Below are 24,464 nucleotides of genomic sequence, written 5' to 3'. Positions count from 1 at the left end.
GCCCTCACACCAGGTATCCCGAGGCGCTGACCGCGTCCTCGCTGTCGATGAGGCGGGCCACCTTCAGGCTGATCCGGTCGGTCCCGTCGGGTCCGAGCTCGATGGTGTGGGTGAGCTCGGCGCCGATCGTCGAGAAGGTGTCGCGCTTGAACGCGTTGAGGATCTGCGCCGAGCGCAGGATGACGGTGTCGTCGCTGACATCGGACACCGTGAATCGGGAGACGATCCGGACCGTCCGGGCCGCCGCGACAGCCGACGGCGCATATCCCTGCATCATCCGCTCGACGCGCAACCGGCGCATCCGCTTGTCGTCGTACACCATGTTCAGCGACGAGTCGAAGTCCTCGGTGTCGGGGTCGATCGGGATGACGTAGTGCGCGTCGTCGGTGTAGAGGGCCTCCCACGCCGGATAGTCCTTGGCGTCGAGGAGTTCGGCCTCCTTCCACACGAGCGCGATCGCACGCAGGACGCGCGGGTCGTTGAAGGTGTGCAGTTCAGTCATCGCTCATCATCCTCTTCCACATGCCGTAGGACTCCCGCATCCCGGTCTCGTCGGTGACATGCGAAGTGGGCCAGCCTTCCTCGGTCGTGTATTCGCGGTTCTCCCCGCGATTGACCAGGATCGGCATGTTCGGATTGCCGCCGGCCCCGATCTGCACCCGGTCCCACCCCTCCGCGTCATCCGGGCTTCCGAAACCGAAGGGGCCCTGGAAGTGTTCGTGGATACGCAGGCGTTCCCGGTTGATGCTCTCCGGTCCGCCGTCCATGCCGATGGCCATGTGCCAGACCTCGGTGACGTCGACGCTGATCGGGATCAGGACACGGAAGAACGACGACGACATCGCGATGTTCGGGAACATGTTGAGGTTGAACCCGCACCCGTGCATGGAGCGCATGTACCGGCGGATGCGTTCGGGACTCTCGCCTGCCTCGGTGAGTTCGTCGACGAGATGCTGGAATCGCGGCTGGATCTCCTCGTTGCCGTCGTCGACGTCGAGATCGGCATGCGCCGCCGCCATGATGGCGACGCTGTGCCCGTTCCCGAGTGCGTGCGTCTCGGCGGCCGGGTCGTCCATGAACGACATCATGTTGGCGGTCTCGGCGTCGACCGAGGCCATCCACGACTTGTGCACCATCGGGAAGTGGTAGCCGTCGGTCGTGTTCTCCAACTGGATCTTCCAGTTGCCCTTGAACCGGAACTTGTGGCTGCCGAGGACCTTGGTCGGAAATCCGTTGGACTGCTTGAGGAATCGGTCCATCCAGATCTTGGCGTCGCCCAGGTGGTCCTCGAGCGGCTCGATCTCGGTGTTGAATGTCGCGAAGATCATGCCGAGGTAGCTCTCGGTGCGCAGCTTCTGCAGCGGGAAATCGTTCTTCTCGACGACGCCCTCGTACCCGTCCGGGTACGGGATGCCGCGGAGTCGACCATCCAGGGTGTACGACCAGTTGTGGTACGGGCAGGTGAACCCGTTGGCCTTGCCGCTGCGCTGATCGCACACGGTCGCGCCGCGGTGCCGGCATCGGTTCAGCAGAGTGTTGAAGTTGCCCTTGCGATCCCGGGTCACGATGACGGGCTGGTCACCGACCTGGGTGGTCTTGAACGATCCGGCCTCGGGGACCTCGCTCTCGTGGGCGACCCACACCCAGGTGCGGTAGAAGATCTTGCGCATCTCCTCGGCGAAGATCTCGGGATCGGTGTAGAGCTGACCGGCGACGCGGTCCTTCTCGGCGAGGTCCGCGAAGCCGCGGGTCGGCCGCTCGATGGTGGTCATCGATGTTCCTTCGTGTGTCGATCGCGCCCTGGGGGCACGAGGAGGGGCTGTCGGTGCGCGGCCGTCAGGAGGCGACGTCGTCGCGGATGGTGAGGGCCCGGCCCATCCGCGCCTCCACCTTGAAGTACTTCCAGAGCGCGTACTCGCCGACCATGGTGGTGCGCAACAGGTTGCAGGCCGCCTTGACCGTGGGCTGGTCGCGCACGTCGGCGAGGACATAGAACGTCCACGGCCACCCGTCCGACGGCCCGACCATATGGGCGTCGTCGTCGAAGGTGCCGATGATGTCGACGCCGTCGAGGTTCTTCAGCCCGGTGAGGAACTCCATCGTCGCCTCCCACACCGGACCGATGTCGGCTTTGGGCAGGTCGAAGAAGTTCTGGTTGTTCCCCACGCAGAACAGCGTGCGCAACGGTTCGTCGGTCATGGGCGATGCACTCCTCGGGTCGTGATGTCGGGGCTGATGTGTGGGGGTCAGGGGAAGCTCGGGATCCCGGCGTCGAGGCCGAGGAGAAGGGCACCGGCGGCCTCGTAGGTGTTGGTCTGCAACATGGCGTGCTGGGCGGGCACGAGGGCGTCCTGCAGATACCGCTGGAGTGGATGGGTCTCGTAGATGGCGCCGGTCCCGGCGAGATCGAAGACCTGCAGCACGACACTGCGCCCGACATGCGCGGCGTGGGTGGCGCTCAACCTCAGCAGCGCCTGGTCGTCGGTCGAGATGTGCTGTCCGGCCACGGCCTTGGCCCACACCCGGTCGGTGCTCTCGTAGAAGAACGCCCGTGCCGAACGCAATTCGGCCTCGGCGACCGCGAGGCCACTCTTGTAGGCCGGCCGGTTGCCCTTGCTGGCGCCGCCGGTGATCGAGGTCCGCGCGGCGCCGACCTCGATCGCGTAGTCGAGCGCGCCCCGGGCGGCGCCCAGCGTCACCACCGCGAGCACCTGGGCGGCGTACGCCAGCGCCGGGTAGCGGGTCAGCGGTTCGTCGATCTGGGGCAGGCCGCCACGCACGAAGGTCATCTCCTCCGGCACGAACACCCGATCGGCGCGCACGGCATGTGAACCCGTGGCCTTCATCCCGGCCACATCCCAGTTCTCGACGATCTCCACGTCGGCCGGATCGAGCAGTGCCGTCAGCGGCTTGCCGTCGGTCTCGGGTCCGCCGGCCAGGCCGATGCCGATGAGGTCGGCGCCGCGGCACCCGCTCGCGAACTGCCAGACACCGGTGCACAGATAGCCGCCGTCGACCTTCTGGGCTTCCTGCATCGGGAACAGACCGCCCGCATAGGCGATGTCGGGTCCGTCCGCGTAGATCTTCCGTTGTGTCTCGGCCGGCAGTGCGGCGAAGTACACCAGCGACGATCCGAAGCTGGACACCCACCCGGTGGCCGGGTCGACGGCGGAGATGCGCTCGACCAGCGACATGAAGTCCGACGGGGCCATCGGCTCACCCCCGAACACCGCGGGCGTCGACGCCCGGTACATGCCGGCGCGTTTCAGCAGCGCGATGAAGTCGGCGGGGACGTACCGCTGCGAGTTGAACTCGTCGCGACGATCCCGGAGCACGTCGAGCGCATGATCGAAGGCTGCGTCGCGCGCCGCCCCCACCGGTTCCGCACACACCCGTTCGGTCAGGCTCTCCGCGGTCATCATTGTCTCCGTTCGGAATCGACTCTCGATCTCGAGATCGACACTATGGACGCGGCGCCGGGCGCGGTATCGGGATTTCCCGCGCCGCGGGTAAGCAATTCCTTACTTGCGTGTCGTCACCTGCATGGCATCGTGGCGAGGGCGAATGCCGGACTCGACGAAGGTGAGGTGATGGCGATGTTCCCCGCTCGCCGGGACTTCGAGCAGATGATCCTCCACACCGGCACCGGCATCCTCATCCACGAGGCGAGTTCGAAGAACATCCTGTGGGCGAACCCGGCCGCCTGCCGCATCTTCGGATTCACCCTCGAGGAGCTGAAGCCCCTCAAGGCGCACCACATGAGCGCCCAGGAACGGCAGTACCGCCGGGAGGTCGGTGTGGCCTGGCTGCAGTCGGCGGTGGTCCACGGGTCGAGTCGCAAACAGTGGAAGTACCGCGCCAAGGACGGCACCGAATTCCTCACCGATGCGCGCGCCACCCTCGTGCACTGTGAGGACGGGCCGGTCGTGATGGTCGAGTTCCGCAACATCTCCGAGGAGGTCGAGTTGCAGGAGGAACTCACCTGGGTGTCGGAGTCGTTGCAGCGCATCATGACCCATACGTCGGCCGGCATCGTCGTCCTCGACGACGACAACTGCATCGACGACATCTCACCGCTGGCCGCGAAGCTGTTCGGCCGCACCCCCGCGGAACTGTCGGGCGTCCACCTGGAAGACCTGGGGCGGTGCGAACCCCGACTCACCAGTGATCCCGTCGTCGAACGACTGGCGGACGGTGCGGGTTCGGTGGAGATCCAGCAGGAGATCATCAAAGACGACGGCAGCACCGTGTGGCTGGCAGGTGAACTCGAGATCGTCGCCCACGACGGCATCCGGTCGCGGGTCCTGACCGTCCGCGACGTGACCGACCGGGTCGAATGGGAACGACGCAACGCCTACCAGGAAGCCAATCTCCAGTACCTGAGTCGCTATCACGCGATGGGCGACATGGCGATGATCCTGGCCCACGAACTCGGCCAGCCGCTCGCGGCGTCGACCAATTACCTCAGCGGACTGAAGGCCCGTGTCTCCGCCGAGACGGTCGATGCCCGCAGCCTCGCCTACGGGATCGACCAGATCGAGAAGCAACTCCACCGCGCGGCCGACATCGTGGCGTCGGTCCGCCGCTACGTCCGACGCATCGAGAGCACGACGACGCTCATGGACCTCAACGAGACCGTCGAGGAGAGCCTGTACTTCGTGCGACTGCGCGCAGCCGAGCAGGGGGTGCGCGTCTACGCCGAGATCCCCGACCGCGACCTGCCGATCCAGGGCGAGAACGTGCTCATCGGTCAGGTCATCATCAATCTCTGCGTGAACGCACTCGACGAGATCGTCCGGCCGACGACCGAGGTCAAGGAGCTGTCGATCCAGACCGGCGAGGCCGACGGACTGGCGTCGGTGTGGATCCGGGACCAGGGCCGCGGCATGACGGGCGCACCCACCGATCGGCTTGCGTCCGGCGCCTTCTCGGCCAAACAGGACGGCTCGGGCATCGGGCTGATCATCTCCGAGCACATCGTGGAACGCCATGGCGGCACCATCAGCTACCTGCCCAACGAACCGTCGGGTACCACGGTCCGCGTGACCCTGCCGCTCGCCACCGGCTCGTCCGGATAGGAGTCAGGACGAGCCGTCGAGGATCGCGTCCATCAGGCGGATCTGGTCGGCGGGCGCCGTGGTCACCGGGTCCAGCACGGCCGTCACCTGGAGTCCGAAGATGGTCGTCATCAGCAGTTCGACCCCGACGCCGATGTCGCGGGCCGGTAGCTCGCCCGCATCCACCGCTTCGTTCCACAGCTGCGTCATCTGCGACTTCCACTCCGCGACCGCCGCGTTGTTGACGTCCGCCATCACGGAGTCGGTCATCGCTCGCTGCCACAGCGACATGGCGATACGAGCCTCGAGGGTGGCCTCGTCGGTCATCGGCATCAGTTCTCGACACAGGGCCCGCAGCGCCGCTCTGCCACTGCGGCGTCGGGTCGCCGACGCGATCCGGGCGTTCGTCGCCTCGATGACGTATTCGTATGCGGTGCGCAGGATCTCGTCCTTACCCGCGAAGTAGTGACTGAGCGCCCCGTTCGTGTACCCGGCCTCCGCGGCGAGATCCCGCATGCTGATCCCGTCGACTCCCCGCGTGGCGAGCAGCCGCCAGGCCGCGGCGACGATGGCGCGGCGACGCTCATCGTGGTCGACCAGTCGTGGCATCACATCTCCCTGGCTCGGTTCGGCCCCGGGTAAAGGTTTTACCGACCCTCGTTCGGCTTCCGGCGGGCGCACCCCGGATGTAGCCTCCATCACAGTTCTTGGTTCTACGTTCGTTGAACCATAACCGACAGGAGAGCTCGACATGGTCGACACCACCCATCCGACGTCGGCTCCCGCACGATCGGCCCTCCGGGGTTCGATCGGTGTTGCCGGCATCGTCTTCCTGGTCATCGCGGCGGCCGCGCCGCTCACCGCGGTGGCGGGTTCGCTGCCCGTGATGATCGCCATCGGCAACGGCGCGGGAGCGCCGATGGCCTACCTCATCGCCGCGGCCGTCCTGCTGGTGTTCAGCGTCGGCTACGCGGCGATGAGCAGTTCGGTGACCGACACCGGCGCCTTCTACGCCTACGTCACCAAGGGGCTCGGCCGCAGCGCCGGCGTCGGCTCGGCCGCGCTGGCGCTGCTCGCCTACACGACCATCCAGGCGGCGATCTACGGCCTGGCGGCATCCACCATGCGCGACGTCGTGATCCGATTCGGTGGTCCCGACGCGCCATGGTGGTTGTGGGCGTTCGTGCTCATGGCCATGGTGGCGGTCCTCGGTTATCGCAGCATCGACCTCGGCGCCAAGGTGCTCGGCGTCCTCCTCGTGGCCGAGATCGCGTTGATCGTCGCGTTGACGGTCGCGGTGCTGGCGCAGGGCGGCGCGCACGGCGTCGACGTCGTGTCCTTCACGCCGTCGGCCTTCCTCTCGGGTTCGCCCGGCATCGCGCTGATGTTCGCCATCGGTTCGTTCGTCGGCTTCGAGGCGACGGCCATCTACGGCGAAGAGGCCCGCAATCCGAGGCGGACCGTGCCGATCGCGACCTACGTCGCCGTGGGCACCATCGGTGTCCTCTACGCCGCGGCGAGCTGGGCGGTGGTGCTCGCCTTCGGCTCGGATCAAGTACAGGCCGCCGCGCAGTCCGATCCGGCGAACCTGACCTTCATCGCCACCACCACCTTCCTCGGGAGCGTCGCCGCCGACGTCATGATGGTGATGCTGGTGACGAGCCTGTTCGCCGCACTGCTCGCCTTCCACAACGCCATCGCGCGGTACACCTTCGCGCTGTCGCGGACCGGGTACGCACCGCGTCGGCTCATGGATGTGCATAATCGCCACGGCTCGCCGCACATCGGCTCGGTGGTGCAGACGGCGACCGCGTTCATCCTGGTCGGTGCATTCGCGGTCGCCGGCGCCGATCCCGTGCTGCAGTTGTTCACCTGGATGGCCGGTGTCGCGATCGTCAGCATCCTCGTGCTGATGGTGCTCACCAGCCTCGCGATCATCGTCTGGTTCCGGCGTGAGGGCACCGACACCCGGATGTGGCACACCAGGATCGCGCCGATCCTGGGCACCGTCGGACTGCTCGGCATCACCGCGCTCGTGGTCGCCAACTTCACCACACTCATCAGCGGATCGCGGGTGCTGGCCACCGTGTTCCTCGTCATCATCGCCGCCGTCTTTCTGGCGGGCGCATGCCTCGGCCGCTGGTGTCGGCCCGCGCCCCGGGACGACCAGGCCACCTCCCCATCCCGATCAGCCGACCCCGTCACCCCCGTCAGCCCCGTCACCCCCATCAGCCCAGAAAGCGAACTCCCATGATCGACGTCTCGAACCTGCACACCGGCCTGTACATCGACGGCTCGTGGCGCAGCGCCGACGCCACCTTCACGACCACCAACCCGTCGACGGCGCAACCACTTTCCGAACTCGCAGCGGCCGACGCCGCAGACGTCGACGCGGCGGTCACAGCCGCGGCCGCCGCGTTCCGCGGCGAGTGGGGTGCGCTCGCCCCGTCCCGCAAGGGTGCGCTGTTGAACCGGCTCGCCGATCTCGTGGAGCGCGACCTCGACCAACTCGCCGCGCTCGAGTCGCTCGACATGGGGCGTCCGCTCGGCATGAGTTCGGCACTGATGATCCCGAATCTGATCGCCACGCTCCGCTATTACGCGGGGTGGGCGGACAAGATCAACGGTGAGCTGATCGCCAACGACGGATACCTGGGCGGACCGGTTCCCACCCACGCGTACACGCGCCGCGAACCGATCGGCGTGATCGGCGCGATCATCCCGTGGAACGCGCCGCTGATGATCCTCGGATGGAAGCTGGCGCCCGCTCTCGCCGCCGGCAACACCGTGGTCATCAAGCCCGCCGAGGACGCCTCACTGTCGGTGCTCCGACTCGCCGAACTCGTCGACGAGGCCGGCTTCCCGCCCGGAACGGTCAACGTGGTCACCGGTGTCGGCAGCGTGGCCGGCGCCGCCCTCTCGCGCCACCCGGGGGTCCGGAAGATCTCGTTCACGGGCTCCACCGAGACCGGCCGGACCATCCTGCGTGATTCCGCGGACACGTTCCGGCGCACCGCACTCGAGTTGGGCGGCAAAGCACCGCAGATCGTCTTCGAGGACGCCGATCTCGATGCCGCGATCCAGGGTTGCGCGATGGGCATGTTCTTCAACCAGGGCGAGGTCTGCGCGGCGGGGACCCGTGTTCTCGCTCACCGCAAGGTCTACGACGCGATCCTGGAGGGCCTCACCGGTGCCGCACAGGCACAGGTTCTCGGCGACCCGTTCGACCCGTCGACGACGATGGGGCCGCTGGTCAACGCCCGCCAGCGGGACCGGGTCCTCGGGTTCCTGCAGACCGGCGCGGACGAGGGTGCCGAGGTCATCAGCGGCGGCGCGGCACCGGACTCCGCCGGGTTCTACGTGACACCCACCGTTCTCGCCGGACGCAACGACATGACCGTCGCCCGCGAGGAGATCTTCGGACCCGTCGGCCTGGTCATCCCGTTCGACACCGACGACGAGGCGCTGGCATTGGCCAACGACAACCAGTACGGACTGTCGGCGACCCTCTGGACCACGGACCTCACCCGCGCCCACACCGCCGCCGCGCGCATCGATGCGGGGGCCATCGGCATCAACGGATGGTCACCGCTGGCACCGCAGCTCCCGTGGGGTGGGGTCAAGGCGAGCGGTATCGGTCGCGAGCTCGGGTACGAGGGCATCCTCGCCTACACCGAGTCCAAGACCGTCACCGTCGTGCTCTGACATCCCATCCTCCCCACACCGTTCTCAGGAGCAGCCATGTCCTCTCATTTCCTACCCGGCGCCGACGAATCCGCGCCGGACGCAGCAGGTTCCGGGCGATCACCACGCCCATCGGTCCTCGTCATCGGCGCCGGCTTCGCCGGTCTCACCGCGGCCCGTGAACTCGAGGCCGCAGGCATCGAGGTCCGGGTCGTCGAGGCACGCGAGCGCATCGGCGGCCGTGCCTGGACCGACGAACGCCTGGGCGGCCATGCCCTGGAGATGGGCGCGACGTGGGTGCACTGGATGCAACCGTTCGTCTGGACCGAGATCACCCGCTACGCGCAGACGATCTACCCCAGCCCCGACATCGAGTCGGCGTACTGGGTGAGCGACGGCGTCGTGCACTCCGGCACCGAACACGACCTCGACACCAAGCTCTCCCGGCTGCAGGAGACCATCGTCGACGGCTCGCGCGAGTTCTTCCCGTACCCGCACGACCCGCTCGCCATCCTCCGCGACCCCGAAACGGATCCCGAACTGCGGGAACGATTCCTGGCCGCCGACAAGGGCAGCGTCCTCGACTGCCTGCGCAACGGTGACTTCACCCGCGAGGAGATCGATCTCGCCGACTCGTACTGGTCGGCCGGTTATCAGGGCCCGACGGCCACGGCGTCCCCGCTGATGGCCAAACACTGGGCCTCGCTGAGTGATCACCGCAGCTCTCTCATGGACGAGCAGACCCTGCGGTTCAAGCTCACCAACGGGATGCGGGGCCTCTACGACGCGATCGCCGGCGACCTGCGTGGCGAGATCACGCTGGGCACACCGGTTCGTTCGGTGGCCCACGATTCCCACGGCGCCCGGGTGACACTGGCGACCGGTGAAGTCGTCGCGGCCGACGCGGTGATCGTCACCGCACCGATCGGGGCGCTGCGCACCATCGAGTTCAGTCCCGCGTTGTCGGCCGAACAGACCGAACTCATCGCCTCCGGGACCAATTCGGTGGGTTTCAAGATCTGGATCAAGGTCGCCGGCCGCCACTCCGTCATCGCCGGAGCCCCCGGCCGGCATCCGATTTCGTTGCTGCGCAGCGAGTACTTCCTCGACGACGAGGACGCCACGATCCTGGTCGGCTTCGGTTCCGATCACACGGCCATCGACCTCGACGACGTCGCCTCGGCACAGAAGGCCGTCGATGTGTGGCGCACCGATCTGACGGTGCTCGAGTGCGGCGGTCACGACTGGGTGGCCGACCCCTGGTCCGGCCAGACCTGGGCGACACTCAAGTCGGGTCAGTTCTTCAACGGCTGGAGTCTGTTCCACGACTCCACCACCCGCCTGCACTTCGCGGGGGCCGACTTCGCGAAGGGCTGGAACGGCGTCGTGGTCGACGGTGCCATCGAATCCGGCATCACCACCGCACGAAAGGTGATGGCCGAACTGAGGTGAGCGTGCGGTCGACGGGTCCGCAGGCCGCTGCCGGCTGTTAGCCTGCGACCATGCCGGAGCCGCCGTTCAGTCCCACCGTCACGCTGCTCACCGTGGGTCGCGTCTGGGAGGCCGAGCTGGCGGCGGCGCTCAAACCGCTCGGCCTGACCCCGCGCAAATACGGTCTCCTGGGCCACATCCGGGGCACGCCCGGCATCTCGTTCAGCGAACTGGCCCGCCGCTCGCGGATCACCGTGCAGAGCGCCCACACCGCGGTGTCCGGCTTTGTAGACGCCGGACTCGTCGACGACCGGACCGCGCACGCCGGCGCTGCGTCGACGCTGGGGATCACCGCGGCCGGCACGGATCTTCTCGCCCGGGCGGCGCAGCAGGTCACCCGTCTCGACGCCGAGTTCGCCGAGCGCCACCCCGGGCTCACCGCGGCCCTTGCCGAGCACTTCGAGGCCGTGGCGAGATCCTGATCCGCGACCTTCAGCTAAACTGAAGGTTGTGCGAGTTCGCCACTATCTCCGCCGTCCGCCGACCGTGCCCGCGGCCGAAGCGCTTCGCCTGGTCGCCGAAGGCGCCGTCGTCGTCGATGTGCGACGCGAGTTCGAATGGAATCGCGTCCACATCCCGGGCGCGGTGCACATGCCACTCGAGGCCCTGCCGGAGCGCTGCGCCGAACTCCCCGACGACCGGCTCCTCATCGCCTTCTGCACCGGCGGCATCAGATCCGCCGGTGCAGCGAACCTCCTCGTGGAGAACGGATTCGAGGCCGTCAACATGAGTGGCGGCCTCATCGGCTGGCGAGCGGCCGGCGGCGACCTCACCGAGTGAGATCGCCACCGTCGACGGCTCAGGCGTTCGCGTTGGCGAACGACTCCAGACTGCTCGTCGCGTCGATGTACTCGGTGACCCACCGTTCGATCACCGCGGAGGTCTTCTCGACCTTGCGGAACTGCCCGACGACCTGCCCGACGGGGTTGAAGGCGACGTCGATGCTCTCGTCGGGGTGCTTGTGGGTCGCCGCGACCGCCATGCCGGAGACCATGTACTGCAACGGCATTCCCAACGGATCGGGATTGTTCGGGTCCTCCCAGGCCTCGGTCCAGTCGTTGCGCAGCATCCGGCACGGCTTGCCGGTGAACGACCGGCTGCGCACCGTGTCGCGACTGGAGGCGTCGATGTAGGTCTGCTGCTGGACCGGGGTGTTCTCCGCCTCTTCGACCATCAGCCACTGCGAACCGCTCCACGCGCCCTGCGCACCGAGCGCGAGGGCCGCCGCGATCTGCTCACCGCTGCCGATGCCCCCGGCAGCCAGAACCGGCACCGGCGCAACCTCTTTGACCACCTGCGGCCAGAGCACGATGGAACCCACCTCGCCGCAGTGACCGCCGCCTTCGCCGCCCTGGGCGATGATGATGTCGACGCCTGCGTCGGCGTGCTTGCGCGCCTGCTTCGGCGATCCGCAGAGCGCGGCCACCTTGCGGCCCGCGGCCTGGATCTTCTCGATCATGTCGGCGGGCGGCGTCCCGAGCGCGTTCGCGATCAGGGTGACCTTGGGATGCTGCAGCGCGATCTCGACCTGCGGGGTGGCCGTCGCCTCGGTCCAGCCCAGGAGCTGCAGGGAGTTGTCGCTGTCCTCGTTGAGCGGCACACCGTGGTCACGCAGGAGCTTGCGTCCGAAGTCGAGGGTCTCCGCCGGGACCATCGACTGCAGCATCTTGGTGAGCTCGTCACCCGACATGTTCGAGTCCATGCCCTCGTACTTGTTCGGGATGACGATGTCGACGCCGTAGGGGCGGTCGCCGATGTGCTCGTCGATCCAGTTCAGCTCGATCTCGAGCTCCTCCGGGGTGAACCCGACCGCGCCGAGCACCCCGAATCCGCCCGCCTTGCTCACCGCGACCACCACGTCGCGGCAGTGGGTGAACGCGAAGATCGGGAACTCGATACCGAGCTCATCACAGATCGGGGTGTGCATGCAGGACTCCTCGCCGGTCAGAATTAGAACGTGTTCTACTCTGAATACCAGGCCAGGGGGTCACGGACAAGCGTTCGACCGGAACCCGGGCCGCATCAACCCCCGGCGCCGGGAGCGAAGCGAGCGGGCCGAATGAACCCGGCGCCGGGAGCGAAGCGAGCGGGCCGAATGAACCCGGCGCCGGGAGCGAAGCGAGCGGGCCGAATCGATCCCGTCACTGCCCGTACGGTTGCCGCGCCGTCTCCGGGTCGCCGTAGGTGATCGCGCGCTCTCGCCGACTGTCGGTGAGCAGCGTTGCGCCCCAGGTCATCACGGTGCCCATCCGATTGCGCACACCCGCCAGGAACGCGATGTGGATGACACCCCACGCGACCCAGCCCAGGAAGCCCGACAGTTGCAGGGGTCCCGACTGCACGATCGCGTGCCGGCGCGCGATGTAGGCCGCCGTGCCGAGGTCGCGGTACTTGAACGGGGACCGGTCCGTTTGCCCCGCAACGGTTTCGGCGATCACCGCGCCGACGTGCCGACCGCCCTGCATGGCCACCTCGGCGACCCCCGGGAGGTCGCGGTAAGCGCTCATGTCACCGCACACGAAGACGTCGGGGTGACCCGGGACCGACAGGTCGGCTTCCACCGGTATCCGGCCGCCGCGGTCCTGGTCGGCTCCCAGCGCCCGGGCGAGCGTGGTGGCGAACGGGACGGCCTCGACACCGGTCGTCCACAGCGTCGTCCGCGCGGGGTACGTCTGCTTGTCGCCGTCGGCCTTGCGGGTCGTCTCGACGTGGTCCTCCCCCACACCGGTCACGTGTACGCCGAGGTGGGTCTCGACCCCGAGTTCGTCGAGTGTGCGCTGGGCCCTGGCCGACAGCTTGGTGGAGAACGACGGCAACACCCGATCACCGCCGTGCAGGAGCAGCACCCGCGCCTGCGCCGGATCGATCGCATCGAACTCGCGCTCGAGCGCGAGCGTCGCGACCTCCCGGATCTGCCCCGCGAGCTCGACTCCGGTCGGCCCGCCGCCGGCCACCGCGAAGGTGAGCCAGGATCGCTGCTCCTCCGGGTCGGTGACCGTCTCGGCCATCTCGAACGCGGCCATGATCTTGCGCCGGATGGACAGCGCGTCGTCGAGGGTTTTCATTCCCGGTGCGTGGGCGGCGAAGTCCTCGTTGCCGCGGTAGGCGGTGCGCATCCCGGCCGCGACCACCAGATGGTCGTACGACAGGCGAAAGGACGATCCGTCGATGCGATCGACCGTCAGCTCGCGGGCGTCGACGTCGATGTCCGATGCCTCGCCGAGCACCACGTCGAGGTTCTTGTGCCTGCGTGTCAGATGACGGACCGGGCTGGAGATCGCGCCTTCCGACAGCAGCCCGGTGGCGCACTGATACAGCAGCGGTTGGAACAAGTGACTGGTTCCGCGGTCGACGACGGTGACGTCGACCGGCTCGTTCTTGAGCCGGCGGACACAGTGCATGCCCGCGAATCCGGCGCCGATGACGACAACTCTGGGTCTTGGGGTGGCCACCCGGCCGATTGTTCCAGACATTCCCGCGCCTGCGGCGGGTGTTTACCGCCCGGGACGTCGGGTACGCCCCGCGATGTGGAAGCCAGAATCTCGCTGTCCGTGAACGGTGCCCTCCGCGACGTCGTCGTGGACACGCGCACGACCCTGCTCGACGGCCTCCGCGACCGCCTGGGCATCTTCTCCCCCAAGAAGGGATGCGACCACGGGCAGTGCGGCTCGTGCACTGTGCTGGTCGACGGTCGCCGGATCGTCAGCTGCCTGTCGTTCGCGGTGGCCTATGAGGGCACCGAGATCGTGACCGCCGAGGGGCTCGGTGACGGCGACGACCTGCACGAGATGCAGGAGGCGTTCATCGACGAGGACGCCTTCCAGTGCGGCTACTGCACCCCCGGCCAGCTGTGCTCGGCGGTCGGCATGCTCGACGAGGCGAAACAGGGCCACCCGAGCCACGTCACCGAGGACCTCGACCCCGCGGCCACCGATGACGCGAACGGTCTGGCCGACGACGAGATCCGGGAACGGATGAGCGGCAACCTCTGCCGCTGCGCGGCCTACCCCAACATTCTCGCCGCGATCCGACAGGTGGCCGATCGATGATCCCGTTCACCTACGACCGCGCGACCGATGTGGCCGGCGCTGTCGCATTCCTGCGCGACCACGACGGTGCGAAGCTGATCGCCGGCGGCACCAACCTCGTCGACCACATGAAGCTCGGTGTTGCCGATCCGCCTGCCCTGCTCGACATCTCGCGCCTCCCGCTCGACGGCATCACCGAACGGCCGGACGGTTCGCTGCGTCTGGGCGGCACCGCGCGCAACGCCGACACCGCCGCCCACCCCCTGGTCCGACGCCGCTACCCGGTGCTGGCGCGCGCGCTCCTCTCGGGGGCGTCACCACAGTTGCGCAACCTCGCGACCAACGCGGGCAACCTGCTGCAACGCACGCGGTGCGTGTACTTCCAGGACGTCACGACGCCGTGCAACAAGCGGACGCCGGGCTCGGGTTGCTCGGCCATCGGAGGCTACACCCGGTACCACGCCATCCTGGGCGCGTCCGACGCCTGCGTGGCCACCCACCCGTCGGACATGGCCGTCGCCCTGACCGCACTCGACGCCCGCGTGGTGGTGCAGGGTCCCGACGGCGAGCGCGTCGTGGACATCCTCGATCTGTACCGGCTTCCGGGGGAGCATCCGGAGCGGGACACGGTCCTCGAACCGCACGACGTCATCGTGGCCATCGACGTGCCGCCACCGCCGCCCGACTCGGCGTCGACCTATCGCAAGGTCCGTGACCGCGCCTCCTACGCCTTCGCGCTCGTGTCCGTCGCCGCCGAGCTGCGCATGGACGGTGACGTGATCGGTGAGGCACGCATCGCACTCGGCGGTGTCGCCCACAAGCCCTGGCGCGCCGAACGCGCCGAATCCGTGGTGCGCGGACAGCGTCCGTCGACCGAACTCTTCGCCGCGGCAGCCGATGCCGAACTCGGCGACGCGCGCGGTCTGGACGGAAACGAATTCAAGGTGCCGCTCGCACGACGCACCCTGGTCGCCACCCTGCGGGAACTGAGCACCCGATGACCGCCATCGGCACCTCACACGCCCGGATCGACGGCGCCGACAAGGTCCGCGGCACAGCGCCGTACGCGTACGAACATCTCACCGACGCGGTGTACCTGTGGCCGATCACCGCCGCCGTCGCGCGTGGCCGCGTGACCGGATTCGACACCGCCGCAGCCGAGTCGACGTCCGGCGTCCTCCTGATCCTCACCCATGAGAACGCACCCCGGCTGGCAGACACCTCGAACGGTGACCTGACGATCCTGCAGTCACCGGAGATCGCCTACCGCGGCCAGCTCATCGGCGCCGTCGTCGCGGAGAGTCCCGAGACTGCCCGGGAGGCCGCGGCGGCCGTGATCGTGACCTACGACGACGACGATCACGACACCGAGTTCCGCGTGGACCACCCCGACAGCTACCGGCCCGAGCAGGTCAACGGCGGGTTCGAGCCGACCTCGCTGGACGGGGACCCGGATCGTGTTCTCGACGAGGCTACCGGGGGACGTGGCGAGTCCGGCGTCGTCACGATCGACGAGTGGTACTCGACGCCGGAAGAGCACAACAACCCGATGGAGCCCCACACCGTCGTGGCGACGTGGCAGCCCGCCGAGTCGACGCTGACGCTGTACGACTCGACCCAGTCGACGCAGGGCGTGGTGTCCGCGCTGGCTCCGGTGCTCGGACTCGAACCCGATCAGATGAGAGTCGTCGCGCCGCACGTGGGCGGCGGATTCGGCTCCAAGGGGTCCCCGCATTCCCACGACGTGCTGGCCGCATTCGCAGCGATGAGCCTGCCCGGGCGAGCGGTGAAATTCGCCGTGACCCGGCAGCACATGTTCGCCTATGTCGGACACCGCGCGCCCACACGATCGCGGCTGCGACTCGCCGCCGACCGCGACGGCCACCTCACCGCCCTGGTTCACGAAGCACACACGCACAGCGCGCACGTCAAGGAATTCGCCGAGCAGGCCGCGGTCACCTCCCGGTCGATGTATGCCGTCGAGAACCGCCGGACCGACCACCACGTCGTCCCGCTCGACGTTCCGGTCCCCTTCTGGATGCGCGCGCCCGGCGAGGCGCCGGGGATGTTCGCCGGCGAGGTGGCGATGGACGAACTCGCACACGCGATCGGGATCGACCCCATCGAGCTGCGCGTGCGCAACGAACCGCCCGAGGACCCCGAGACGGGCAACCCGTGGTCGTCGAGGCGGCTCCTGGACTGTCTCCGCGAGGGCGCCGACCGATTCGGCTGGGACCGGCGTTCCACCGAACCCGGGTCCCGACGCGACGGCCGGCACCTCATCGGACTGGGTGTCGCATCATCGACCTATCCCCACATGGTGCAGCCCGGGAACGAGGCGTCGATAACCCACCGGTCCGGCCGCTACTCCGTGCGGATCGCCGCCACCGACATCGGCACCGGCGCGTGGACGACGCTGCTGCTCATCGCCGCCGACGCGCTCGGGGTGCCCACCGACGTCGTCGACATCGAGATCGGCGACAGCGCTCTCCCGAGCGCGACCGTCGCCGGCGGCTCGTCGGGCACCTCGTCCTGGGGATCGGCGATCGTCACCGCCGCGCATCAGTTCCGCGCGCGATTCGGCGACGATCCGCCCGAGGGCGCCGAGCTCAGCGCGGAGGCAGCCGACAACCCCGATCTCGAGAAGTTCACGGTGGCCTCGTTCGGAGCGCACTTCGTCGAGGTCCGCGTCGACGTGGACACCGGCGAGATCCGGATCCCGCGCATGCTCGGGGTGTTCTCCATCGGGCGTGCCATCAATCCCCGCACCGTCCGCTCGCAGCTCATCGGCGGGATGACCTTCGGCATCTCGATGGCGCTGCACGAGGAGAGCGTTCGCGATCACCGCTTCGGGCACGTGGTCACCCAGGACCTCGCCGAGTACCACATCCCGGTGCACGCCGACATCGCCGACGTCGACGCGATCTGTCTCGACGACCGCGACGAGCACGCCACCCCGATGGGTTCACGCGGTGCGGGCGAGATCGGCATCGTGGGCAGCGCCGCGGCCGTGGTCAACGCGATCCACAACGCCACCGGGGTGCGGGTCCGCGATCTCCCGGTGCACTGCGACGACCTGCTCGACGGGTTGCCCGACCAGTAGTCCGTGCGGGATCAGGCTGCGCCGGGGTAGCTCGACCATCCCGGCGACGGCGACAGCGACGGCCACGGTTCGGTGGCGGCCGCCGGCAGCCAGTGCGGCATCCCCGCCGGAGTCAGTGCCGCGCAGGACTTCTGATCCGCTGTCGGGGTCGGATACAGCGCCGCGAAGTCGTAGCGGGAGGTGAACCACCCGCCGAACACATCGGCGCCCGGGGTCCGTTCACCACCGCGTGTCGCGGCCGCGGGATCGTCCCCGACCCGCCGGATGTCGATCTCGACCGGCCGCGGGGTGTCGAAGCCGACGGTCCACCCACCGTCGTGCTGCACGGATCGGTATCCGTGGCGGCACAGCACGATTCGCACCCATCCGTTGTCATCGACCCGGCGCAGCGCGCTGTAGAAGGCGGTGCCGACCTCGCGACCCGTCGACGAATCGGTGGGATAGGCCGTGACCATCTGATCGATGTTCGACGGGGCGGCCTCGACGAACCCGGGATAACCCCACCGCACGGACCGGCCGGCATTCGCGAGTTCGAAGGACTCGGTGAAGGCTCGGACGAAGGTGCCTTCGGCTGATTGCGGGTCGAGGACGCCGGTGGCGGCCCAGCGGAAGGTGGTGTCGACACCGGGCGGCAGATGCGCGTCCTCGACGGGCCGGGGCGCCGGGCCGGCGACGTCGGGACCGGCCGCGCACGCCGCGAGCCCCGTTCCCAGGACCAGCGCGGCGATGATCGCGGTGAGGCGTCGACGACGATCGTGCGCCACGGCGATCACCCGCTTCGAGAGAGTGCGGTCCGTTACCCGGCTATGTCTGCACCCTAGACATGGACGCATGTCCCACGCGGGATCCCCGTGCACCGGAACGGCGACGAGAAGGTCTCGAAATGGGCACGCTCACCGCAGGTCAGCGTCTCTCGTCGATGTCCTCGCCCGTCGACAGATCCCCACATTCGACGGGTGTGACCGCCCGGGAGCGGAGGTAGACCTGCGCCCCGACGTCACCACCGATGTCGCGCAACGCGGGCCCGAAATGGTCGGCACCGATGTACACCGGGTGTCCCGGCCGGCCCTCGAAGACCGCTCGCGCCAACGCGGCTCGATCAGCCCCGACCGCATGGAGCAGCCGGGCGGTGATCTCCGGGCCGCTGTCCGGGGTGTCGACCACGTGCACCACCAGTCCCGCCGCATCCGGTCGTGCCATCGCCCACCGCAGGGCCGCCGCCACCGAGGCGCCGACACCGTCGGCCCAGTCCTCGACGACCAGCGCACCGGCGCCCGGGGGCGGTTCGACGACCGCCGCTCCCATGGCGACCGCCACCTCCGCGCATCCGCCGTCGCGCAGCGTCGCGACCGCGTGTCCGAGCCACCGACCGTCGTCCGCCAGGATCTTCGGCATCCCGTACCGGGTGCCCGCGCCGGCGGCGAGCACCACACCGAGCACCCGACCCGGCGATCGCTGAGCTCGTCGGGGCGCGGCGGCGTCGGTCATCGCTCCATCTTCCACGCGACGGCCACGCGCGCTCCTCCTAGGCTGGGCAGCATGATTCTCGACGAGATGGACGATGCCGAGGTCCGGGCGGCGTTGCGGTCGTGCTGCGCCTCGACGGCCTGGATCGAGCGCATGATGCGCGCGCGGCCGTTTCACGATGTACCCGCACTGCTCGACTCCGCCGACCGCACGTTGGCGGAGCTCTCCGAAGACGACGTCGACGAGGCGCTCGCGGGGCACCCCCGGATCGGGGACCGGCCGGACAACGCCTCGTCAGCGCGAGAGCAGGCCGGCGTCGCGAGTTCGGCGGCGTCGGTGCTCGCCGACCTGAGGAAGGGCAACGCGGCCTACGAGGAGCGGTTCGGGCACGTGTACCTGGTCTTCGCGAACGGTCGTCCCGCCGACGAGCTGCTCGCCCTCCTCCACCAGCGGATGACCAACGACGCCGCCACCGAACGGCGTGTCCTGCGCGAGGAGTTGGCGAAGATCAATCGCGCCCGCCTGCTCCGTATGCTGTCGACCGAGCGCACCGCCGACGAAGGGATCCCGAGATGACCGGTCTGTCCACACATGTCCTCGACGCGGTGTCCGGGGCACCAGCGGTCGGCATCGAGGTGTCGCTCCAGGACGCGTCGGGAACCCAATTGTCCACGGGTACGACCGATTCGGACGGTCGCATCACGACGGTGAACACCGAACCCCTCGTCCCGGGGATCTACCACCTCGTCTTCGACACCGGCAACTGGTTCGCCGACAACGACATCAAGGGTTTCTATCCCGAGATCGACATCTGTTTCGAGATCGACGACCCCGGGCGCCACCATCACGTGCCGATCCTGTTGAGCCCCTTCGCCTATTCGACCTATCGGGGAAGCTGACCGGCGGCGGGGCACCCGCCCCGCCGCCGCAGCCTCAGCGGATCTCGATCAGCAGATCCCCCGGCGCGACCTGGGTGACCTGCCCGATCGCCAGGCGGGTGACCTTGCCCGCGACCGGTGCGGTGATCGCCGCCTCCATCTTCATCGCCTCGATGGTGCCGATCGTCGCACCGACCGCCACCTCGTCGCCGACGTCCACCGACAGCGACACCACACCGGCGAACGGTGCACCCACGTGGTGCGGATCGGACCGGTCCGCCTTCTCCGCCGACGCAACCGCCGAGTCGATGGCGTGGTCGCGTACCGCGATCGGGCGCAACTGGCCGTTCAGGACGCACATGACGGTCCGCATGCCCTGCTCGTCCGGCTCACTGATCGCTTCGAGTCCGATGAGCAGTTCGACGCCGGGTTCGAGTTCGACGCGGTGTTCCTCGCCGTAACGCAGGCCGTAGAAGAACTGGTTGGCCGACAGCGTCGAGGTGTTGCCGTATGCCTCGTAGTGCTCCTCGAATTCGCGTGCGGGGCCGGGGAACAGCAAGTGGTTGAGCCGGACCTGACGGTCGCGTCCCGGCTTGTCGAGGATGGCCTCGTCGTCCGCGGAGAGTTCGGTGACCTCGGGCGCCGGCGCCCGGCCCTGCAGCGCCAGGGTGCGCAGCGGCTCGGGCCAGCCACCGGGCGGATCACCCAGTTCGCCGCGCAGGAAGCCGATGACCGAATCCGGGATGTCGTACGACGCCGGGTCGGCCGCGAAGTCCGAGGCGGTGATACCGCGACCGACCAGGGCGAGCGCGAGATCGCCGACGACCTTCGACGACGGGGTCACCTTGACCAGCCGGCCCAGCATCGAATCGGCTGCGGCATAGGCCTGCTCGACCGCCTCGAAGCGGTTGCCCAGGCCGAGTGAGATGGCCTGCTGGCGCAGGTTCGACAGCTGCCCGCCGGGGATCTCGTGCGAGTAGACGCGGCCGGTCGGCGCCGGGAGGCCGGACTCGAACGGCGAGTACACCTTTCGCAGTGCCTCCCAGTACGGCTCGAGATCGCACACCCGCGCGAGGTCGAGACCGCTGTCCCGCTCGGTGTGGGCGGTCGCGGCGACGATCGCCGACAGCGGCGGCTGGCTCGTGGTCCCGGCCAGCGCGGCGCTGGCGCCGTCGACCGCGTCGGCACCGGCCTGCCACGCGGCCATGTAGGTCGCGAGCTGCCCGCCCGGGGTGTCGTGGGTGTGCACATGGATGGGCAGATCGAACTCCCGCCGCAGCGCGGAGACCAGCGTGGTCGCCGCGGGCGCACGCAGCAGACCCGCCATGTCCTTGATCGCGAGGACGTGGGCGCCCGCGTCCACGATCTGTTCGGCCAGCCGCAGGTAGTAATCGAGGGTGTAGAGATCCTCGGCCGGATCCGAGAGGTCACCGGTATAGCTCATCGCCACCTCGGCCACCGCCGTACCGGTCTCGCGCACCGCGTCGATCGCGGGTCGCATCGCGTCGATGTTGTTCAGCGCGTCGAAGATACGGAAGATGTCGATGCCCACGTCGGTCGCCTCGGACACGAACGCGGTCGTCACCTTCGTCGGGTACGGCGTGTACCCCACCGTATTGGCACCGCGCAGCAGCATCTGCAGACAGATGTTGGGGATGGCTTCGCGCAACTGCGCGAGACGATCCCAGGGATCTTCCTTCAGGAAGCGAAGCGCCACATCGTAGGTCGCGCCACCCCAGCACTCGACCGATAGCAGCTCGGGGGTCAGCGCCGCCACGTACGGCGCCACGTTGAGCAGTCCGTTGGTGCGGACACGCGTCGCCAGCAACGACTGGTGCGCGTCGCGGAACGTCGTGTCGGTGATGCCCAGGCGAGGGTTCTCACGCAGGTCGCGAGCGAACCCTTCCGGTCCGAGTTCCAGCAACCGCTGCCGCGAGCCGTTCGCCGGCGAGGCCAGCACCGAACGCTCGACGGTGGGCAGCTTGTCGCGTGGATACACCGTGGTGGGCCGCTCGCCGTGCGGCTTGTTCACCGTGACATCGGCGAGGTACGAGAGGATCTTGGTACCGCGGTCGGCCGACGAGCGCGACGTCAGCAGCTCGGGACGCTCGTCGATGAACGAGGTGGTGACGCGTCCCGCGCGGAAGTCCGGGTCGTCGAGGACCGCCTGCAGGAACGGGATGTTCGTCGCGACGCCGCGGATGCGGAACTCGGCGACCGCGCGCCGCGCCCGACGCATCGCGGTCGGGAAATCCCTACCGCGACAGGTGAGTTTGACCAGCATCGAGTCGAAGTGACCACTGACCTCGGCACCCAGGGTGGCGCCGCCGTCCAGCCGCACCCCCGCTCCGCCCGGGCTGCGGTACGCGGTGATGCGCCCGACGTCGGGCCGGAACCCGTTCGCCGGGTCCTCGGTGGTGATGCGGCACTGCAGGGCGGCTCCGCGGATGCGGATCACGTCCTGACTCAGGCCGAGGTCCGCGAGCGACTCGCCCGCGGCGATCCGCAGCTGCGAACTCACGAGGTCGACGTCGGTGATCTCCTCGGTGACGGTGTGTTCGACCTGGATGCGCGGGTTCATCTCGATGAACACGTGGCGACCCTGCTCGTCGAGGAGGAACTCGACGGTGCCCGCACAGGAGTAACCGATGTGGCGCGCGAAGGCGACGGCATCGGCGCAGATCCTCTCGCGCAACTCGTCGGAGAGATTCGGGGCGGGAGCCAGCTCGATCACCTTCTGGTGCCGGCGCTGGAGGCTGCAGTCGCGCTCGTAGAGATGGATGACGTTGCCGTGGGTGTCGGCGAGGATCTGGACCTCGATGTGGCGCGGGTTGACCACCGCCTGCTCGAGGAACACCGTCGCATCGCCGAACGCGGCCTCGGCCTCGCGCGATGCGGCGGCGATGGCCTCGGCGAGATCGGCACGCTCGTCGACACGGCGCATCCCGCGCCCGCCGCCACCCGCAACCGCCTTCACGAACACCGGGAACTGCATGTCCTGCGCCGCGGCGAGCAGTTCGTCGAGATCCGACGACGGCTCCGAGCTCGCGAGAACGGGGATGCCCGCCGCCTTCGCCGCGGCCACCGCGGTCGCCTTGTTGCCGGTCATCTCCAGGATGTCGGCACTCGGGCCCACGAAGGTGATGCCCGCCTCCGCGCACGCCGCGGCCAGACCCTGGTTCTCCGACAGGAATCCGTAACCGGGGTAGATCGCGTCGGCACCACAGCGAACCGCTGCGCTGACGACCTCGTCGACCGACAGGTAGGCCCGCACCGGATGTCCCGGCACCCCGATCTGATAGGACTCGTCGGCCTTCAACCGGTGCACGGAGTTGCGATCCTCGTACGGGAAGATCGCGACCGTGCGCGCCCCCAGTTCGTAGGCGGCGCGGAATGCGCGGATGGCGATCTCGCCGCGGTTGGCGACCAGAACCTTGTCGAACATCGTGGTGTTCTCTTTCTCTCACGCCTGCGCCGGTCCGGCGCGTGCTCAGCGACTCGCACAATCGCGGTGGAGATCGCGCGAACAAACCCCCCGACGGACACGGTTCGACGCAGGTGCCCCCGACGACGCCGACCCGTTTTCCACGGGCAGTTCACGTCGTGATCCTACTCACCGAGACCGGCCGACCGGCCACCCCCTCACACTGTCTTCGACGCCTTCGGAAAGGGCGCGCGCCACCGCATTCCGGATCGTCCGAAACGTTCCGACGCAGGGGTGCGGCGACCCCGTCACCGGGGGCGAAAACAATTGCCGCGCAATGTACGTGGCACTCATTGCGACAGTGTTGAGAAATACTCTCCAGTGCCGATCGGCAATGAGAGATCCGGTGCCGCGGTAATTCGGGAATGCCGATCGAGCGCTCCGTCGGAATGCCGATCGATCGTTCCGTCCCGAGCATGCTTTGGCCGCGACCGGCGGTCGGGATTAGCGTCGTTCCGACCACTCGACAGGAAGGCGCGCTCGTGGGCTTCACCCGTTACGTCGCATTGGGCGATTCGTTCACCGAAGGCGTCGGCGATCCGGATCCGACCCGACCCAACGGTGTGCGGGGATGGGCCGACCGCGTCGCCGAACGGCTCGCCGCATCAGCAGACGGCGGGGAGTTCACGTATGCCAACCTCGCCATCCGCGGCCGGCTGCTCGACCAGGTGATCGCCGAACAGGTGGGCCCGGCCATCGAACTCGACCCCGACCTCGTCACCATCTACGCCGGCGGAAACGACCTCATGCGTCCGTCCCTCGACGTCGACGCGATGATCGCGCGCTACGACCGAGCACTCGGCGACCTCGCCGCGACCGGCGCCACCGTCGTCGTCTTCACCGCCTACGACACCGGATGGGCTCCGGTCTTCCGGATGCTTCGCGGGCGCGTCGCGATCTACAACGAACTCGTCCGCGCCGTGGCCGAGCATCATGGCGCACTGATCTGCGATTTCTGGCGGATGCCGGGGTATGACGACTACCGCATGTGGGACTCCGACCGCCTGCACATGTCGCCGCTCGGACACGCACACATGTCCGGCCGGGTCCTCGACCTGCTCGGGGTCGACCACGATCTCACGCCGGCGACCCTCGCCGCCGCCGCGGTCGCGACCCGGCGGGAGCAACGACGCCAGAATGCGGAATGGGCGCGGACGTTCCTCGGGCCATGGGTGATGCGCCGTATCCGCGGCGTCTCGTCGGGTGACGGACTCACCCCGCGATGGCCGCACCCCGTCGGCGCCGCCGAGCTCGGGTAGTCCGCTCGCCTGG

At 68.5% G+C, this 24,464-nt stretch carries 22 protein-coding genes; 12 read left to right on the top strand and 10 right to left on the bottom strand.

Features of this window, described 5'->3' with window-relative positions; translation table 11 throughout:
- Positions 1–4: 4 nt before the first annotated feature.
- The 4 genes from BCM27_RS09475 to BCM27_RS09460 all read right to left on the bottom strand — a co-directional run bounded on the left by BCM27_RS09475 (position 5) and on the right by BCM27_RS09460 (position 3,422).
- The gene (locus BCM27_RS09475) at positions 5–502 is read right to left on the bottom strand and encodes an aromatic-ring-hydroxylating dioxygenase subunit beta (RefSeq protein ID WP_004572201.1); all 498 of its coding nucleotides are present in this window, start codon (positions 500–502) and stop codon (positions 5–7) included.
- Positions 495–1,772, bottom strand: a complete 1,278-nt coding sequence (locus BCM27_RS09470; RefSeq protein ID WP_004572200.1) for an aromatic ring-hydroxylating oxygenase subunit alpha — start codon at positions 1,770–1,772, stop codon at positions 495–497. The genes BCM27_RS09475 and BCM27_RS09470 overlap by 8 nt, the downstream gene beginning before the upstream one ends.
- 64 nt (positions 1,773–1,836) lie before the next feature.
- The gene (locus BCM27_RS09465) at positions 1,837–2,199 is read right to left on the bottom strand and encodes a hypothetical protein (protein WP_004572199.1); all 363 of its coding nucleotides are present in this window, start codon (positions 2,197–2,199) and stop codon (positions 1,837–1,839) included.
- Between the two features lie 47 nt (positions 2,200–2,246).
- A complete protein-coding gene (locus tag BCM27_RS09460) occupies positions 2,247–3,422 on the bottom strand; it encodes an acyl-CoA dehydrogenase family protein (RefSeq protein WP_004572198.1) in 1,176 nt (391 codons plus the stop codon).
- Between the two features lie 174 nt (positions 3,423–3,596).
- Here BCM27_RS09460 and BCM27_RS09455 point away from each other — a divergent pair, with 174 nt between their 5' ends.
- Positions 3,597–5,078, top strand: coding sequence for a PAS domain S-box protein (locus tag BCM27_RS09455; RefSeq protein WP_085944145.1), 1,482 nt, complete (start codon positions 3,597–3,599; stop codon positions 5,076–5,078).
- 3 nt (positions 5,079–5,081) lie between these two features.
- On the opposite strand, the gene BCM27_RS09450 is transcribed toward BCM27_RS09455, so the two are convergent.
- Positions 5,082–5,666, bottom strand: coding sequence for a TetR/AcrR family transcriptional regulator (locus BCM27_RS09450; RefSeq protein ID WP_004572196.1), 585 nt, complete (start codon positions 5,664–5,666; stop codon positions 5,082–5,084).
- A gap of 142 nt (positions 5,667–5,808) precedes the next feature.
- Between BCM27_RS09450 and BCM27_RS09445 the strand changes: the two genes are divergently transcribed.
- The 5 genes from BCM27_RS09445 to BCM27_RS09425 are packed head-to-tail and all read left to right on the top strand — an operon-like array spanning position 5,809 to position 11,012.
- The gene (locus BCM27_RS09445; RefSeq protein WP_004572195.1) at positions 5,809–7,311 is read left to right on the top strand and encodes an APC family permease; all 1,503 of its coding nucleotides are present in this window, start codon (positions 5,809–5,811) and stop codon (positions 7,309–7,311) included.
- Entirely contained in the window at positions 7,308–8,762 is a 1,455-nt protein-coding gene (locus BCM27_RS09440; RefSeq protein WP_004572194.1) for an aldehyde dehydrogenase family protein, read from the top strand. Before BCM27_RS09445 ends, BCM27_RS09440 begins: the two co-directional genes overlap by 4 nt.
- A gap of 36 nt (positions 8,763–8,798) precedes the next feature.
- Positions 8,799–10,193: a flavin monoamine oxidase family protein gene (locus BCM27_RS09435; RefSeq protein WP_004572193.1), complete on the top strand. Its 1,395-nt coding sequence runs from the start codon at positions 8,799–8,801 to the stop codon at positions 10,191–10,193.
- A 50-nt stretch (positions 10,194–10,243) separates the two neighbouring features.
- The gene (locus BCM27_RS09430; protein WP_004572192.1) at positions 10,244–10,654 is read left to right on the top strand and encodes a MarR family winged helix-turn-helix transcriptional regulator; all 411 of its coding nucleotides are present in this window, start codon (positions 10,244–10,246) and stop codon (positions 10,652–10,654) included.
- A gap of 28 nt (positions 10,655–10,682) precedes the next feature.
- Positions 10,683–11,012, top strand: a complete 330-nt coding sequence (locus BCM27_RS09425; protein ID WP_004572191.1) for a rhodanese-like domain-containing protein — start codon at positions 10,683–10,685, stop codon at positions 11,010–11,012.
- Positions 11,013–11,031: 19 nt separating this feature from the next.
- Here BCM27_RS09425 and BCM27_RS09420 read toward each other — a convergent pair whose 3' ends face one another.
- Entirely contained in the window at positions 11,032–12,159 is a 1,128-nt protein-coding gene (locus tag BCM27_RS09420; RefSeq protein ID WP_004019003.1) for a nitronate monooxygenase, read from the bottom strand.
- 214 nt (positions 12,160–12,373) lie between these two features.
- On the bottom strand, positions 12,374–13,684 hold the full coding sequence (locus BCM27_RS09415; RefSeq protein ID WP_033203577.1) for an NAD(P)/FAD-dependent oxidoreductase: 1,311 nt from the start codon (positions 13,682–13,684) through the stop codon (positions 12,374–12,376).
- A 75-nt stretch (positions 13,685–13,759) separates the two neighbouring features.
- Here BCM27_RS09415 and BCM27_RS09410 point away from each other — a divergent pair, with 75 nt between their 5' ends.
- The 3 genes from BCM27_RS09410 to BCM27_RS09400 are packed head-to-tail and all read left to right on the top strand — an operon-like array spanning position 13,760 to position 17,363.
- Positions 13,760–14,281 (top strand): 2Fe-2S iron-sulfur cluster-binding protein, encoded by a 522-nt coding sequence (locus tag BCM27_RS09410; RefSeq protein WP_004021638.1) that lies wholly within the window; start codon positions 13,760–13,762, stop codon positions 14,279–14,281.
- On the top strand, positions 14,278–15,261 hold the full coding sequence (locus BCM27_RS09405) for an FAD binding domain-containing protein (RefSeq protein WP_004021639.1): 984 nt from the start codon (positions 14,278–14,280) through the stop codon (positions 15,259–15,261). Before BCM27_RS09410 ends, BCM27_RS09405 begins: the two co-directional genes overlap by 4 nt.
- Positions 15,258–17,363, top strand: coding sequence for a xanthine dehydrogenase family protein molybdopterin-binding subunit (locus BCM27_RS09400; protein ID WP_004021640.1), 2,106 nt, complete (start codon positions 15,258–15,260; stop codon positions 17,361–17,363). Before BCM27_RS09405 ends, BCM27_RS09400 begins: the two co-directional genes overlap by 4 nt.
- A gap of 11 nt (positions 17,364–17,374) precedes the next feature.
- Here BCM27_RS09400 and BCM27_RS09395 read toward each other — a convergent pair whose 3' ends face one another.
- Together BCM27_RS09395 and BCM27_RS09390 are read right to left on the bottom strand one after the other, a co-directional pair.
- Positions 17,375–18,136: a hypothetical protein gene (locus BCM27_RS09395; protein ID WP_033203578.1), complete on the bottom strand. Its 762-nt coding sequence runs from the start codon at positions 18,134–18,136 to the stop codon at positions 17,375–17,377.
- A 130-nt stretch (positions 18,137–18,266) separates the two neighbouring features.
- Positions 18,267–18,851 (bottom strand): nucleotidyltransferase family protein, encoded by a 585-nt coding sequence (locus tag BCM27_RS09390; RefSeq protein ID WP_004021642.1) that lies wholly within the window; start codon positions 18,849–18,851, stop codon positions 18,267–18,269.
- A gap of 51 nt (positions 18,852–18,902) precedes the next feature.
- Between BCM27_RS09390 and uraD the strand changes: the two genes are divergently transcribed.
- Entirely contained in the window at positions 18,903–19,406 is a 504-nt protein-coding gene (gene uraD / locus BCM27_RS09385; protein ID WP_004021643.1) for a 2-oxo-4-hydroxy-4-carboxy-5-ureidoimidazoline decarboxylase, read from the top strand.
- Entirely contained in the window at positions 19,403–19,729 is a 327-nt protein-coding gene (gene uraH, locus BCM27_RS09380) for a hydroxyisourate hydrolase (RefSeq protein ID WP_004021644.1), read from the top strand. Before uraD ends, uraH begins: the two co-directional genes overlap by 4 nt.
- 34 nt (positions 19,730–19,763) lie before the next feature.
- On the opposite strand, the gene BCM27_RS09375 is transcribed toward uraH, so the two are convergent.
- Positions 19,764–23,153: a pyruvate carboxylase gene (locus tag BCM27_RS09375; protein ID WP_004021645.1), complete on the bottom strand. Its 3,390-nt coding sequence runs from the start codon at positions 23,151–23,153 to the stop codon at positions 19,764–19,766.
- 521 nt (positions 23,154–23,674) lie between these two features.
- Between BCM27_RS09375 and BCM27_RS09370 the strand changes: the two genes are divergently transcribed.
- Positions 23,675–24,451, top strand: a complete 777-nt coding sequence (locus tag BCM27_RS09370; protein WP_004021646.1) for an SGNH/GDSL hydrolase family protein — start codon at positions 23,675–23,677, stop codon at positions 24,449–24,451.
- Positions 24,452–24,464 lie beyond the last annotated feature (13 nt).

The organism is Gordonia terrae (genome assembly GCF_001698225.1).
Lineage (GTDB): Bacteria > Actinomycetota > Actinomycetes > Mycobacteriales > Mycobacteriaceae > Gordonia > Gordonia terrae.
Note: the sequence above shows the minus strand (reverse complement) of the source record. Positions and strands in the feature narration are given on the sequence as shown.

Bases quoted from the DNA above. Each gene is read 5' to 3' on its own strand.
- BCM27_RS09400 (WP_004021640.1), top strand. From the start codon at position 15,258: ATGACCGCCATCGGCACCTCACACGCCCGGATCGACGGCGCCGACAAG.
- BCM27_RS09405 (WP_004021639.1), top strand. From the start codon at position 14,278: ATGATCCCGTTCACCTACGACCGCGCGACCGATGTGGCCGGCGCTGTC.
- BCM27_RS09430 (WP_004572192.1), top strand. From the start codon at position 10,244: ATGCCGGAGCCGCCGTTCAGTCCCACCGTCACGCTGCTCACCGTGGGT.
- BCM27_RS09455 (WP_085944145.1), top strand. From the start codon at position 3,597: ATGTTCCCCGCTCGCCGGGACTTCGAGCAGATGATCCTCCACACCGGC.
- uraD (WP_004021643.1), top strand. From the start codon at position 18,903: ATGATTCTCGACGAGATGGACGATGCCGAGGTCCGGGCGGCGTTGCGG.
- BCM27_RS09450 (WP_004572196.1), bottom strand. From the start codon at position 5,666: ATGCCACGACTGGTCGACCACGATGAGCGTCGCCGCGCCATCGTCGCC.
- BCM27_RS09445 (WP_004572195.1), top strand. From the start codon at position 5,809: ATGGTCGACACCACCCATCCGACGTCGGCTCCCGCACGATCGGCCCTC.
- BCM27_RS09420 (WP_004019003.1), bottom strand. From the start codon at position 12,159: ATGCACACCCCGATCTGTGATGAGCTCGGTATCGAGTTCCCGATCTTC.
- BCM27_RS09470 (WP_004572200.1), bottom strand. From the start codon at position 1,772: ATGACCACCATCGAGCGGCCGACCCGCGGCTTCGCGGACCTCGCCGAG.
- BCM27_RS09475 (WP_004572201.1), bottom strand. From the start codon at position 502: ATGACTGAACTGCACACCTTCAACGACCCGCGCGTCCTGCGTGCGATC.
- BCM27_RS09435 (WP_004572193.1), top strand. From the start codon at position 8,799: ATGTCCTCTCATTTCCTACCCGGCGCCGACGAATCCGCGCCGGACGCA.
- BCM27_RS09440 (WP_004572194.1), top strand. From the start codon at position 7,308: ATGATCGACGTCTCGAACCTGCACACCGGCCTGTACATCGACGGCTCG.
- BCM27_RS09465 (WP_004572199.1), bottom strand. From the start codon at position 2,199: ATGACCGACGAACCGTTGCGCACGCTGTTCTGCGTGGGGAACAACCAG.
- uraH (WP_004021644.1), top strand. From the start codon at position 19,403: ATGACCGGTCTGTCCACACATGTCCTCGACGCGGTGTCCGGGGCACCA.
- BCM27_RS09375 (WP_004021645.1), bottom strand. From the start codon at position 23,153: ATGTTCGACAAGGTTCTGGTCGCCAACCGCGGCGAGATCGCCATCCGC.
- BCM27_RS09460 (WP_004572198.1), bottom strand. From the start codon at position 3,422: ATGATGACCGCGGAGAGCCTGACCGAACGGGTGTGTGCGGAACCGGTG.
- BCM27_RS09390 (WP_004021642.1), bottom strand. From the start codon at position 18,851: ATGACCGACGCCGCCGCGCCCCGACGAGCTCAGCGATCGCCGGGTCGG.